13 protein-coding genes are annotated in these 13,802 nt (G+C 61.3%); 8 read left to right on the top strand and 5 right to left on the bottom strand.

All coding sequences use genetic code 11. The features are described 5' to 3' along the window. Positions 1-11: 11 nt before the first annotated feature. The gene (spoIIP, locus tag PTZ19_RS03215; RefSeq protein ID WP_276352339.1) at positions 12-1,076 is read right to left on the bottom strand and encodes a stage II sporulation protein P; all 1,065 of its coding nucleotides are present in this window, start codon (positions 1,074-1,076) and stop codon (positions 12-14) included. A gap of 220 nt (positions 1,077-1,296) precedes the next feature. On the opposite strand from spoIIP, the gene wrbA reads away from it, so the two are divergent. Next, a complete protein-coding gene (gene wrbA, locus PTZ19_RS03210) occupies positions 1,297-1,914 on the top strand; it encodes an NAD(P)H:quinone oxidoreductase type IV (RefSeq protein WP_276352338.1) in 618 nt (205 codons plus the stop codon). Between the two features lie 162 nt (positions 1,915-2,076). Further along, positions 2,077-2,781, top strand: a complete 705-nt coding sequence (locus tag PTZ19_RS03205; protein WP_276352337.1) for a hypothetical protein — start codon at positions 2,077-2,079, stop codon at positions 2,779-2,781. 8 nt (positions 2,782-2,789) lie between these two features. Here PTZ19_RS03205 and PTZ19_RS03200 read toward each other — a convergent pair whose 3' ends face one another. The 4 genes from PTZ19_RS03200 to PTZ19_RS03185 all read right to left on the bottom strand — a co-directional run bounded on the left by PTZ19_RS03200 (position 2,790) and on the right by PTZ19_RS03185 (position 5,835). After that, positions 2,790-3,614: an MBL fold metallo-hydrolase gene (locus tag PTZ19_RS03200; protein ID WP_276352336.1), complete on the bottom strand. Its 825-nt coding sequence runs from the start codon at positions 3,612-3,614 to the stop codon at positions 2,790-2,792. Between the two features lie 21 nt (positions 3,615-3,635). Continuing rightward, positions 3,636-4,109, bottom strand: a complete 474-nt coding sequence (locus PTZ19_RS03195; protein ID WP_276352335.1) for a hypothetical protein — start codon at positions 4,107-4,109, stop codon at positions 3,636-3,638. 80 nt (positions 4,110-4,189) lie between these two features. After that, positions 4,190-5,212: an anthranilate phosphoribosyltransferase gene (locus PTZ19_RS03190; RefSeq protein ID WP_276352334.1), complete on the bottom strand. Its 1,023-nt coding sequence runs from the start codon at positions 5,210-5,212 to the stop codon at positions 4,190-4,192. After that, entirely contained in the window at positions 5,209-5,835 is a 627-nt protein-coding gene (locus PTZ19_RS03185) for an ANTAR domain-containing response regulator (RefSeq protein ID WP_276352333.1), read from the bottom strand. Before PTZ19_RS03185 ends, PTZ19_RS03190 begins: the two co-directional genes overlap by 4 nt. Before the next feature lie 303 nt (positions 5,836-6,138). Between PTZ19_RS03185 and nirB the strand changes: the two genes are divergently transcribed. The 6 genes from nirB (at position 6,139) to PTZ19_RS03155 (ending at position 13,765) form a co-directional block, all read left to right on the top strand. Beyond that, positions 6,139-8,574: a nitrite reductase large subunit NirB gene (nirB, locus tag PTZ19_RS03180; protein ID WP_276352332.1), complete on the top strand. Its 2,436-nt coding sequence runs from the start codon at positions 6,139-6,141 to the stop codon at positions 8,572-8,574. A 15-nt stretch (positions 8,575-8,589) separates the two neighbouring features. Beyond that, positions 8,590-8,904, top strand: coding sequence for a nitrite reductase small subunit NirD (gene nirD / locus PTZ19_RS03175; RefSeq protein WP_276352331.1), 315 nt, complete (start codon positions 8,590-8,592; stop codon positions 8,902-8,904). Between the two features lie 82 nt (positions 8,905-8,986). Then, a complete protein-coding gene (locus tag PTZ19_RS03170) occupies positions 8,987-10,216 on the top strand; it encodes a DHH family phosphoesterase (protein WP_276352330.1) in 1,230 nt (409 codons plus the stop codon). A gap of 29 nt (positions 10,217-10,245) precedes the next feature. Continuing rightward, positions 10,246-11,115 carry a patatin-like phospholipase family protein gene (locus PTZ19_RS03165; RefSeq protein ID WP_276352329.1) on the top strand — a complete coding sequence of 290 codons (870 nt, stop codon included), beginning with the start codon at positions 10,246-10,248 and terminating at the stop codon, positions 11,113-11,115. Positions 11,116-11,265: 150 nt separating this feature from the next. Further along, entirely contained in the window at positions 11,266-12,246 is a 981-nt protein-coding gene (locus tag PTZ19_RS03160) for a glucosaminidase domain-containing protein (RefSeq protein ID WP_276352328.1), read from the top strand. 22 nt (positions 12,247-12,268) lie between these two features. Then, positions 12,269-13,765 (top strand): outer membrane protein assembly factor BamB family protein, encoded by a 1,497-nt coding sequence (locus PTZ19_RS03155; protein ID WP_276352327.1) that lies wholly within the window; start codon positions 12,269-12,271, stop codon positions 13,763-13,765. Positions 13,766-13,802 lie beyond the last annotated feature (37 nt).

Below are 13,802 nucleotides of genomic sequence, written 5' to 3'. Positions count from 1 at the left end.
GGGTTCGCCCCTTAATATCCTTCGTCCATGATTTGGGCGATGGCGTCCGCCAAAATATCGACCGTGCGATAGCATTCCTCAAGCGAATTGTAAGCCCCGCCGATTTCGATCAAGGCGCTGCGGGGAGACAGGTTCTGATTGTAAACGCCGTTGCCTAAGCTGCGGCCTTTATACGCGATGCCCCGGGACAACCCGGGGTATTTACGTTCGACGAGGGACTGCAGCTTGCGGGCCAGCCCGTCGTTTTGTTTCCAATCCGGATTTTCCTTGCCGATCACGAAATACAGCCGGGCGTAAGACGTTCCCTGGATCGTCGCGGTCGTCTCGTCCCGGGAGCTCGAATCGCGATGGAGATCGAACAGGTACCGGATGCGCGGATGGGCGGCCAGCAAACGTTTGACGGTTATAGCCGAGTATTCGTAGGATTTGCCGACGCTGAACGACGAACCGTAGATCGAAGGGTAGTCGTCCTTCGCATGGAAAACCTCCGCGCCTTGTTTCTCGAGGTCGCTCGCCAGACGGTCTCCGAGCAGGCCGATGTTCCGTTTGGCATCGTAAGCATCGTCCGGATTTTTCACGCCGAGTAAAGACGTGTACGATTCGCGGTTGTGGGAATGGTAGATCAGCGCGGACGAACTCTGCAAACCGGGCGTCCATAGCCGGACGGCCCGGGCGGTTCTGTCCCACTGAACGCTTACGCCGAACCGTTCGGCGACGAACCGGACCGGCACCAAGGTGGCGCCGCTTGCGATCGTCGGGGCGGCGTCGAGCTCGACGCTTTTCCCGCCGTCGTTGGCGCTGGTCCTGCCGATCGTCAAGACGATGACCGTGGAATGCTTCGCGATGGTAACGGATCGAGCGGCGGGATCCCATGCGACGGAAGCGCCGAGCGCTTCCGAGACGGTTCTGACGGGCACGAGAGTCGTTTGGCTCACGATGCGGGGAAGTACGGGCGGATTCAGCTTGCTTCCGTTCAGATACAGCTGCAGGGACGATTGGGAGGAAGCGCTTGCGAACGGAAAAATGGCGGAGATGACGAACGATAGGACGACAAGGACGGAAAGCTTGGTTCTCATGCTGCACCTCGGGTCTCGTTGTTACCCATGAGACTGGCATTCGAACCGAAAGTTTCGCGCTTTTCATAGATTTGCGGATAGGGAATTGGTGGAAACGCCCGAGTTCGCCGCGAAGTGCGCCTGGATCTACCCGGTCGGCGCATGCATAGCTTTCGCCCCGTTGACGAAAAATTTGGGGGTCAGGCCAAACACGACCAGCAAAGGGGACGAAAGAAACTCAATGGCATCCGTTAAATTGGCGATCGTGTACTACAGCTCCACCGGCACGAACTATCAGTTGGCTCAATGGGCGGAAGAAGGCGGCAAACAGGCCGGGGCGGAGACGAAGATTCTCAAGGTGCAGGAGCTGGCGCCGCAGGCGGCGATCGATTCCAACCCGGCCTGGAAGGCGCATGTCGAAGCGACGCAGCATATTCCGGTCGTCACGAAGGACGATATCGTGGATGCGGACGCGATCATCTTCAGCACGCCGACCCGTTTCGGAAACGTCGCTGCCCAGATGAAGCAATTCATCGATACGCTCGGCGGCATTTGGTTCGAGGGCAAAACGGCGAACAAAGTCGTCAGCGCGATGGCGTCCGCCCAGAACGCGCACGGCGGCCAAGAGGCGACCATCCTGGCCCTCTACACGACGATGTACCATTGGGGAGCGATCGTAGTGGCGCCGGGCTATACCGATCAGTCTGCCTATACGTCCGGAGGCAACCCTTACGGCACGAGCGTCACCGTGAACCAAGAGGGCAAAATCGTCGAAAACGCCCGCGACGCCGTCATCCATCAAGCCAAACGGGTCGTGACGGTCGCCGGATGGGTGAAAAACGGCCTTCAAGGCGGCTGAGGGCGGCTCGGCCATCGCGTTTCGATAAGACGAACGTAAAGGATCGATAAAACAGCACCCGTCCCGTAAACCGAATCGTCGGCAGCGCGGGACGGGTGTTTTAACTCGTTAAGCGTTCGGGGAACCTGAGGGGAGAGATAGAGGCGGAGGAGCGTATACCCCTTGGAACGATCCGCGGACGATTGGGACGTATATTTGCTGGCCGGCATCGCGTCGATGCCCGGCATCTTCAATGCTTGCCGGAAAGAGCTTCGGGAACGGTTTCTCCGCGAGGGAAGGGATCCCGTCATCCGCGAATTGTTCCCCTACGGAGACCATACCCACCGGATCTGGCGGCAGTTGTTCGAGGTCGGAGCCGACCTCGTTCGGCTGCAGGGCAGGTGGAGATCGGGCGGGAAGGAGGCGGCGGCGGAAATCCGAAGCCGGTCCGCCGGGAAGCCGATCCTGCTGATCGGACACAGCGGGGGCGGCGTCGCCGCTTACCATGCGGCCGTCCGGTTAATGGCGGAAGAAGCGGTGCCGGATTTCCGCATCGTGCAGGTCGGCTGCCCGAAGGTGCCGATCCGCGCCGAATACCGCGACAAAGTCAGTTATTTCGCGGCGGTGGACGAACGGGGCCGGCTTAAGGACCCGGTGACGATGCTCGGAAGCTGGAGCGGGATCCGGCGCGATTCGCGGGGATTCCCCCGCTGGGATCGCAGGAAATACGCGCCGGGTTTCATCGGGAAAATCGGGATTCTAGGCGGGCACGAGCATTATTTCCGGAACGACGGGACTTACGTGCATCCCGTTCGCGGGGCTAACTTGACGCTCACGCTGGACGGAATTTGGGAACGGGTCGCATCGATTGCCGCAAACGTCACGTAATGCGGCCGTCACACGTAACGACCGTAATCGGGGATCGCAAGGCTGCGGAAATTCCGCGTGATCCGGTCAAGAGCTTCCGTCAGTTCGGCTCCCTCCATCGGCTGGCCGTGGCCGGTCGCGGCAATATCCGGCCGGAGCCCGTGCAGGAGACGCACGGATGCTTCGGCCGCGTTCCAGTCGGTCGTGAAATAGCGGGGAGGTCCGCTGATTTCCTTCTGCTGCGTGATGACCTTATACAGCGACTCCTGCTTGACGGTCACGAACGCGTCGCCGGCGATCAGCGTGCGGTCGCCGTCCCGGAACAAGGATACGTGCCCCGGCGTATGGCCGGGCGTATGCACCCATCGCCACCCCGGCATCCCGGGCACCCGTCCGTCCGCGGGGAGGGCGGACACGCGGCCGCCCAGGTCGATGCCCCGGGAAGGGAAAAACGCGGAGAGCTCCGTCACGAGGCCGCCTTCGACGGACGGATCCGGGGCCGGATAGTCGCGCTGGCCCGTCAGATAGGGAAGCTCCCGCTCGTGCGCGTAAACGGGAACGGGCCAACGCTCGAGCAAGCGCAGCAGGGAGCCGACGTGGTCAAAATGGCCGTGGGTGAGGACGATCGCGTCCGGACGGGCACCGATTCCGAACAGCGTCTCCGCGATCTCCGCGATTTCTTCCCCGGAGCCGGGCATCCCGGCGTCAACGAGCACCCAGAGGCCGCGGTTGCCGGCGAAGAAGAGGTTCACGATCTGGTTGGTGTACATGTACAAATCTTCCCGCAGCTGCCGGACGTCTCCGTTTTTCAGCGAGGTTAAAGGCATTTTCGTGTCGCCGTATACGCTTCTCATTGCGCGTCCTCCTTTTGCGTCTTAAGGCTGCCGGTTGAACGCCCGCCTCAGCAGGCGATACGCGGCGTAAATCACGACGATCCAGAACAGCAGGCCGATCAACGAGACGCCGCCGGCCACGCCGTACCCGAACGGGTTGAGCAAGTGGCCGAGCAGGCTCCCGGCCAAGAAACCGCCGAACAGCCCGCCGAAAAACCCGCCTCTGCGGGGAGCCGTTACCGGTGTCGTCCCCGTCGCCGGACGTCCGGTTGCGGGATTGCGCACGCCGGTTCGGGTTCCGCCTCCGGTGTAGCCCATTCGGGGAGAGCGGAAGCTCCGGCCGGAACGGAGCGCTTCGGGACGGTACGTCGGCGCTTCTTTCCGAACCTCGTAAGCCGGCGGCTCTTCCGTCCCGTCAACCGCGGCAGCCGAAGCCGCCGTCGACGTCGCGGGTGCAAAAGCCGCGGTCCACGCAAGCATGAATACCGCCATCGCAGCCAACATTGCCGAACGCATGCGAAAAACCTCCGATCCCATTTCGCGTCTTGATCGACGCGAACGATATCGGAGGTAGTATGGGGCATCTCCGGGAGCGTTCATCCCCGAAGCAGGACTTCTTTCCACCGGGCATACCGATTCCAGGCGCCGCCCGATTCCAGGATCGCTTTGCATTGGTACAAGCCTTCCTCGACCGATCCCGCGCGATCGGCAAGGTGCAGGCGAACCGCCGCGTTCAAGGCCGTCTGGTAAATATAGGCGAGCGGACCTTGACCCCGAAGGACGTCCTCGGCCGCTTGAAGCTGCTTGACCGGCGTCCACTCGGTTTCCGGCGCCTCCGCATCCAAGCCGTAGGCGTCCGGGTCGATGACCTGCAGCCGGGCTTCCCCGTTCTCCACGAGATAACAACGCGTCGGGCGGTCGACATGGAGATCCTCCGAGCCTTCTTCCCCCTGCACGATCAGGGCTTTCCGGTACCCCAGCTTCGTCAGCAGGCGGGAAGTCCGGTCGAATACGGTATTATGGTAAACCCCGATGGCGAGAAAAGGGGAGTGCGCGTAATCGACCAGCTTCTCCGCCGTGTTGAACACGGTGCGCATGCCCAGTTCTTCGCGGATCGGGCGAAGCTCTTTCAGCGGCGGGCACCAGGTCTCGGCATCCACGTACAGCACCCCGGCGCGGGCGGCCGCGCGAAGCGCCGCTTCCTTGCCGGCGCGCGAGGGATCGAAACCGGCGGCGAGCATCAGATCGTGCAGCGTGATCCCCCATTTGGGCGGCAGGCTGGGGGCGCCGTGCAGCGTGACCGGCAATCCGGCGGCGGCGAGCAGGAAGGCGGCGGGGAACGTCGCCATGAAGCTTTTTTTGCGGCCGTCGTAAGGGCCGGCGCAATCCAAGCCTTGATGCGCCGAAGTCCGGTAGGCGGCTTGCCGGCAGACGGCCGCGAACGCTTCGATTTCCTCGGCGCTCTCCATCTTGACGCGCTCCGCGATCAGGAAAGCCCCGATTTGCGCCGGCGTCGCTTCCCGGGACAAGATTTTCCCGGCCGCGGACAACGCTTCTTCGTAGGTCAAGTCCCGGGCTCCCCGTTTTCCGCGTCCGACTTCCTTGAGCAGCTGGATCATCGCCGTTTCGCTCCTTTCGGTTTGGACTCCTGCAGCAGCTCGTATACTTTCACGATCGAGGTGGCGACATCCACCATCCGCTTGCGTTCGTTCATCGCCTGCGTGCGCAGCATTTCATAAGCTTCCGTTTCGTTGATGTTCTTGATTTCGCATAGAATGCCTTTCGCCTTGTCGATCCATTTGCGCTCTTCGACCTTCGCCGTCAACTGTCTGCGTTCTTCCAGCCATTGTTCCCGCTCGTAAAAACGCTTGGCTCCGAAGTGCAGCGCCCAATGGCATTCGTAGTCCGCCATGCGCGGAGTCAGGATGCCGTCTACCCGCACGTCGTCTTCGCAGGCGTCCAAGGATTGCGATGCGGCGGAATCGCTGCACCACCAGAGCAGCGGCAGCCGTTTATCCGCGAGGAGCCGCATGCTCCAGGCTTTGAATTCGGTAACGGGAAGGTCCAGCACGGCCGCATCGGCTTTGGCGAGACCGATTCGCGCCTGCTCGGGGGCGAAGGCGGCCATGACCCGGTAACCGGCGGACTCCAGCACGGCTTCCGGCGTCCGCTCCGCCGAAGGCGTTTCCCGGTTCGCGGCCGGACGCGCCGCGGGATCGTAGACAACCAACAAAGAACGCACGATGAAGCCGCTCCTTTCTCGCTCGGTTTCTCCATGCGAAAGTATATTAATGTTAAAATATATAACATATATGTACGCGTTGTGTCGATACGCTCAAAAAAATATATTATGACGTTATGTATATTGACATAAAAACGTCCGGATTGTATAGTATCCCTAACGACGAATACGACGGATACAATGGGGTATCCGAGGCGAAGGCAAAGAAGCCTGCGGCCGCACCGGCGAGAGAGTTAATGACTCTCCGCGGGGCGGGAGCAGGCTTTTTCGATTTTCCGATTCCGACGAAGGAGTGAGGTTACGATGACTCAAAAGAAAAAATTGGTGATGGTCGGGAATGGGATGGCCGGCGTCCGGACGATCGAGCATCTGCTGAAGCTGGCTCCCGGCGCTTACGAAATCACCGTTTTCGGCGCGGAGCCTCATCCCAACTACAACCGCATTCTATTGTCTTCCGTTCTTGCCGGCGGCGCGGACCTGAAGGACATCGTGCTGAACGATTGGGATTGGTACGAGGAGAACGGCATCCGCCTTTTCGCGGGCCACGCCGTGGAAAAGATCGATACGAAAAACCGCGTCGTCATCTCCCATAAGGGTACCGCGGTGAAATACGACGCCCTCATTCTAGCGACAGGCTCCAATCCGTTCATGCTTCCGCTGCCGGGCGCGGACAAGGAAGGCGTCATTGCGTTCCGGGATATTCAGGACTGCGAGACGATGATGGAAACGTCCAGGTCCTACCGCAAAGCCGTCGTCATCGGCGGGGGGTTGTTGGGTCTCGAGGCGGCCCGGGGGCTGCTGCACCTCGGCATGGACGTGAACGTCGTCCATATTCACCCGTACCTGATGGAGCGGCAGCTGGACGAGACGGCTTCCCGCATGCTTCAGCGGGAGCTTGAGGCGCAGGGCATGAAATTCCTGCTGCAGAAGCACTCGGAATCGATCTACGGACGGAAGCGGGTCAAAGGGCTTCGGTTCACCGACGGTACCGACGTGGAAGCCGACTTGATCGTCATGGCCGTCGGCATCCGTCCGAACGTCGCCCTCGCCCAAGCATCGGGGATCGAGACCAACCGGGGCATCGTCGTGAACGATTATATGGAAACGAACATCGATTCCGTATACGCGGTCGGCGAATGCGCCGAGCACCGGGGCATCGCGTACGGCCTGGTGGCTCCGCTGTACGAGCAGGGAGCCGTCCTGGCGAAGCGGCTTGCGGGCGTGGAAACGGCCGGTTACGCGGGCTCCGTCACCTCCACCAAGCTCAAGGTATCCGGCGTGGACGTGTTCTCCGCCGGCGCGTACGAAGGCCCGCCCGGCACCCGGTCCTTGCGCTACCAGGACGAAGTCGAGGGCGTCTACAAGAAAATCGTCATCCGCGGCGACCGGCTCGCGGGAGCGGTGCTGTTCGGGGACACGGGGGACGGCGCGAAGCTGTTCTCGCTGATCAAGAGCGGCGAATCGATCCAAGGCCGGGAAAAGGAGCTGCTCCTCGGGTTCTCGCCTTCAGGCGGCGCCGTCTCGCCGGAAAGCCGGCTGGAGGCGATGGCGGGCGACGAGATCGTCTGCGGCTGCAACGGCGTCTCCAAGGACGCGATCCTGGACGCGATCCATAACAAAGGCTGCGGAACCGTCGGCGCGATCAAAGCCTGCACCAAAGCTTCCGGATCCTGCGGCGGCTGCAAGCCGCAGGTCGAAGGACTGCTCAAGCTGTACGGCGGAGAAAACGCCGGCGCGCCGGTCAAGGAGGGCATCTGCGGCTGCACGTCGCTGGACCGCGACGAGATCGTGGCGGAAATCAAGCGCATGGAGCTGAGGTCGGTCCGGGAAGTCATGCACGTGCTGGGTTGGTCCCAGCCGGAGGGCTGCTCGAAGTGCCGCCCGGCGCTCAATTATTACTTGGGCATGCTGTGGCCCGAAGAATACCAGGACGAGAAGGAATCCCGCTTCACGAACGAGCGGTACCACGCCAATATCCAGAAAGACGGGACGTATTCGGTCGTTCCCCGCATCTACGGGGGCGTGACCAACCCGGCCGAGCTGAAGAAAATCGCGGAGACGGCGGAGAAGTTCGGCGTCCCGCTGGTCAAGATTACCGGCGGGCAGCGGATCGACCTGCTCGGGGTGAAGAAGGAAGACCTCCCGAAGATGTGGGAAGAGCTCGGCATGCCTTCGGGCTACGCGTACGGCAAGGCGCTGCGGACGGTGAAGACGTGCGTCGGCAACACGTTCTGCCGGTTCGGCACGCAGGATTCGATCGCCATGGGCATCCGCCTGGAGAAAGAGTTCGAGCGGCTGAACACCCCCGCCAAAGTCAAGCTGGCGGTATCCGGCTGCCCGCGCAACTGCGCCGAGGCGACGATCAAGGACTTCGGCGTCGTGGCGATCGACGGCGGCTGGGAGCTGCACGTCGGCGGCAACGGCGGCGTGCATGTCCGGGCGACGGATCTGCTGTGCGTGGTGAAGACGGAGGACGAAGTCGTCGAGTGGGCCGGAGCGTTCCTCCAATACTACCGGGAGAATGCGCAGTGGAACGAAAGAACGTCCGTTTGGATCGAACGGGTTGGCCTGGACTCGGTTCGGAAAGCGCTGGAGAAGCCGGAGGAACGCAAGGCGCTGTACGGGAGAATCCGGGTGGCGCTAAGCCGGTCGGCCGACCCTTGGGAGCAGATCATTCGGAATCCCGAGCTGCGCAAAAATTTCGAAACGCTGAACGCCGCCGTTCCGGCGCAAGGTTGACAGGAGGAATTGCCGATGGGAAAAAGGAAAGTCGCGACGACGGCGGAGATCGACGCGTTGGGAGCCCGGACCGTAAAGCTGGGCGACAAGGAAATCGCGCTCTTCCGATTGACGGACGGAGAAGTGCTGGCGCTGGAAAACCGGTGCCCGCACAAAGGCGGCAAGTTGTCGGAAGGCATGGTGTGCGGGGGGACGGTCCACTGCCCCCTGCACGATTGGAGAATCGACCTGCGCACCGGCAGCGCGCTGGAGCCGGATGAAGGCTGCACCGGCGTGTACGGCGTGGAGGTCGATCCGGCCAGCGGAGCCGTATACTTGTTGGAGGAATAGACCTATCGCCTGCATGGTTCGCTACGCGTTGGGCATCCTAGACCCGTTATTCTGGGCTAGGTCCCGTCACGGAGGATCGACCATGCGGATTTTGTTTACCCATAACGATTTGGACGGCGTATCATGCGGCATTCTGGCCCGGCTGGCGTTCGGCGATCAGGCGGAGATCCGTTACAACTCGGTGGACGGGCTGAACCGCGATGTGGAACGGTACTTGGAAATCCGGAAAAAGCGAAAGAACGAAGCGCTGTTCATTACCGATTTGTCCGTGAACGAAGCGAATGCCGCAAGGCTTACCGAGTATGCGGAATCGGGAGGCAAAGTGAAGCTGATCGACCATCACAAGTCGGCGCTTCCCTTGAACGCGTATCCTTGGGCTTCCGTTACGGTGGCTTACGAAGACGGCAGAATGGCTTCCGCTGCCTCCTTGTTCTACGAATACTTGCTGCAGCAGGGATGGATCCCCCCGAACGCCGCGCTCCGCACGTTCGTCGAGTGGGTGCGGCAGTACGACACGTGGGAATGGGAAGCCGAAGGCAACGTCAAGGCGAAACAGCTGAACGACTTGTTCTTCCTCTGGTCGATCGAGGAATTCGAAGAGCGGATGTTGGAGCGGCTGAAGGCGGACGGCGAATTCGCCTTCACGGAATTCGAAGAAAGGCTGCTGGAGCTGGAACAGGAGAAAATCGAGCGCTACGTCCGGCGGAAAAAACGGGAGCTCGTGCAAGCCTTCGTCGAGGACCGCTGCGTCGGCATCGTGCATGCCGAGTCGTACCACTCCGAACTGTCGAGCGAATTAGGACGGGAATACCCCCACTTGGACTATATCGCCATCCTGAACGTGGGCGGCAAAAAAATCAGCCTGCGTACGGCGCGCGACGACGTGGACGTCTCCGAAGTCGCCGGGCGGTACGGGGGCGGAGGACATGCCAAAGCCTCCGGCTGCCCGCTCACGGAGGAGGCGTACACCCGGTACGTCGAAGCGGCGTTCGGCTCCGAGCCGATCCGGCCGGACGCTTCCCGGAACCGGTACAACGTCAAGGGCTCGCCGCACGGCATTCTGTACGATAACCGGGATGCCGACGCTTTCTACGTGTTTCAGGCAGGCGACGGATGGAAAATCGACCGGAACGGCGAAACGATGCCCCGGTCTTTCTCCCGTTTCGAGGAGGCGGAATACGTGTTGAAGCGCGATTTCCAAGCTTCCTTGGTGCGGGACGAACGGTTCGTCAAATTTTTAATGGAGCAAACTTGGGCGGCCAGACAGGAATCGGGCGCCGGGGAGGGGAATGGTATAAGGGAAGACGGATAACCTCGGGCAGAGGCGAAAGGGTGGACGACATGATCCCAGCGGCGAACGATGCCGGACTGGTGCTGGAAGGCGGAGGCATGCGGGGGCTGTATACGGCCGGCGTGCTGGAGTATTTCGCGGAACGAAATCTCGTATTTCCCTATCAGATCGGCGTATCGGCGGGCGCCTGCATGGCCGCCAGCTATTTATCGCGGCAGCGCGGCCGCAATCGCAAGGTCAACATCGACTTCGCGGGGGATCCCCGCTATTTGTCGTGGCGCAGGTTTTTGCGCCGCCGGCGGGAGCTGTTCGGAATGGATTTCATTTTCGAAGAAATTCCCCGAAACCTGGTCCCGTTCGATTTTCAAGCGTTCGACGAATCGGACGCCGAGTTCGTCGTCGGGACGACGGACGTAGAGACCGGGCGTCCGGCCTATTATTCCAAGCGCGGCGGAGACTTGGACGGCAGCCTGCTGACGCTGCTGCGGGCTTCGAGCTCGCTGCCGTTCTTCGCGCCTATCGTCGAGTATCAAGGCCGCAAGCTAATGGATGGCGGCATCTCCGATCCGATCCCCGTCCGCAAGGCGGAGGCGGACGGATACGCCCGCAACGTGCTGATCCTGACCCGGAATCCGGGCTACAAGAAAAGCAGGAACCGGCTGCGCTGGCTGCTGGAACGCAAGTTCGGAACGTATCCGGCGTTCGTCGAGACGATGCTTCGCCGGCACGAGCTGTACAACGATACCGTGGCTTATGCCGAAGAACAAGAACGGAAAGGGCTGGCTTTCCTCATCCGGCCGCAGCTGCCGCTCGCCGTCGGCCGGACGGAACAGAACAAGCAGAAGCTGGAGTCGCTCTACCGGCAAGGCTACGAGGATGCCCGCCAAGCGTATCCCCGGCTGGCCGAATGGTTGTCCTAATCGATAAAGACCGCCCCGACACGGGGCGGTCTTCCTTTATTTGACAAATTAACAAGCGAGCGCCGCAGACGCTTTGACAAGCTTCTCGAACGCTTCCACGTACAATCGAGATAGCCTGTACGAATCCCGATTGCACGAAGGAGTGATCCCATGGTCAAACGTCTGTCCCATTGGCTCTTATCCCTGATCGTCCTGCTCGCTGCCGCGCTGCCGTCCGCCGGTTTATACGCCGGCATCCTCCACGGCTCCCGCGCCCAAGCCGCTTCCGTACCGGCTCTTCCCGAACCCCGAAATACCGCCATTCCGAAATTCTCGCTTCTCATACAACCTCCCGCCGCGCCGCCTGTAGGCGAAACTCCGCTTCCCGCAACGCCGAAACCCGTGCCGGCCGTTCGCGCGGCGTCCTCCGCGCCGCCTAAACCCGCGGTACGACCGCCAGCGCCGGAATCGGCCGTCAGCCGTTACGAAACGACCGCCTATTTCCTGAACGTGAGATCCGGACCGGGCAGCGATTATTCCATCCTGCGCACGGTGGAGAAAGGAACGCAACTCGCGGTGACGGAGAAAACCGACAACGGCTGGCTGAAGCTGCAAAACGAAGGTTACGTGCATGGAGCGTACGCCCGGCCCGTTTCGGTGAAGCAGGTGTCGCCGCCGGAACCGGAAGCCGCGTTCCCGCCTGGCGACCAGCCGGTCAAGCCAACGTCCGCCGTCCATTCCGATTCCGGCCTGGACGAAGACGGCATCAAGGAAATCCTGAAAGGCACCGCGTTGGAGGGACACGGACTGGAGTCGGCCATTCTGGAAATCGAAGAGGATTTCGGCATCAACGCTTTTTTCACGATCGCGGTCATGAAGCTGGAGAGCGGCAACGGCACGAGCCGGCTCGCCAAGTCCAAAAACAACCTGTTCGGTCTGAACGCGACCGGCGGAAGCAACCGCAACGCTTATGAATTCGATTCGAAAGCCGACAGCGTCCGCAAGTTCGGGCAGATCATCGCCCGGAATTACATAGGCAAAGGCTACACCACGGTCGAGAAGGTCGCGCGCAAATATTGTCCGGCCAATTCCAAATGGTCGAAGCTGGTGAAAAGCATCATGAACAGCGACGTGAAAAAGGTCATCGTCTAGAACCGTTTCCCGGAGGCAGAACATGAAGTCCATTCGCAGCAGCATATCCCTGATTTTGTCGCTGGCCGCCGTTATGTTCCTGGCCGTACCGACGGCCTTTGCCGAAAACCTAATCCAATACCGTTGGGACAAGCTTCCCGGTCCGCAGCATTTCCCCGATGCGTATTCGAAAATCCCCGGCGTGTTGACGTTCCGGGGCAACGCCTCCCGCACCGCGCCCTCGTTCGGAACGGTGCAGATGGCCGACTTTCAGCCGAAAATCGCCTGGAGCAAAACGACGAGATCGAGCAGTTGGGGAGGCGGTGCCGGATGGACGGGTCAACCGGCCATCGTGCGCTGGCCCCCGGACGTGCTCCGGACGATGAACGTGAAGGGGAAATTCCGGGCGAAGCCGGATTTCACGGAAGTGATATACGGGTCGCTCGACGGGTACGTATATTTTCTCGATTTGGAAACGGGGGAAGAGACGCGGCCTCCGATCCGGGTCGGCAATCCGATCAAAGGGAGCGTGTCCGTCGATTCGCGCGGATACCCCCTGCTGTACGTCGGCGAGGGAATCCCGGAGAACGGCTCCATCGGATTCAACCTATACAGCTTGATCGACCAGAAAAGGCTGTACCGGCAACAGGGGATCGATTCCTTCGCCCGCCGGGGCTGGGGCGCGTTCGACGGTTCGGCGCTGTTCAACCGGACGGACGATACGCTGCTGGTCGGCGGCGAGAACGGCATGCTCTATGTCGTGGAGCTGAACACGATTTACGACAAAGCCAAAGGAACGATCCGGGTCGATCCGAAGCCGAGGAAATACCGCTACGCGATCGCCGGCAACGCACGCGCCGGCATCGAGAATTCGGTGGCCGTCTACGGGAACGCCGCGTACTTCGCGGACAACGGCGGAAGCCTGCAGGCCGTCGACCTGAAGACGCATGCGCCGATCTGGTCGCTGCCGGCGACGGACGACACCGATGCCACCCTCGTGATCGAGGAAGAGAACGGCGTGCCTTATCTCTATACCGGCACCGAGGTCGACAAGCAGGGGAAAAAGGGGAAAGCGTTGCTGCGCAAAATCAACGGACGGACGGGCGCGGTCGTATGGTCCGTCTCTTATGACTGCTACAGCCAAATCGGCGATCATCCGGTGAACGGCGGTTTGCTGGCGACGCCGGTCGTCGGCAAGGGTGAGATCGCGGATCTCGCCGTGTTCACGCTTGCCCGATACGGCTCGTTTGACGGAGGGGTGATGGTGGCGTTGGACAAGCGGACGGGGAAAGAACGCTGGCGCTTGCCCATGGGACGCTACGCGTGGTCGTCTCCCGTCGACGTCTACGACAGCCAAGGACATGCTTATCTCGTTCAGGCGGATTCGGTCGGCACGATCGCCGTGATCGATGCGGAGAACGGCAAGGTCAAAGGCAGCGTCCGGACCGGAGCGAATATCGAGGCTTCGCCCGCGGCGTTCGGCGATATGCTGGTCGTAGCCTCGCGAGGCGGCAAAATATTCGGGATCCGGCTGACGTAAAGGCATCGAATAATCGATCCTGCGAAGTTTCATAATA

This window comes from Cohnella caldifontis (genome assembly GCF_029360585.1).
In the GTDB taxonomy this organism is placed as follows: Bacteria; Bacillota; Bacilli; order Paenibacillales; family Paenibacillaceae; genus Cohnella; species Cohnella caldifontis.
The sequence above is the reverse complement of the archived record's forward strand: the minus strand, read 5'-3'. Positions and strand labels throughout refer to the sequence as shown.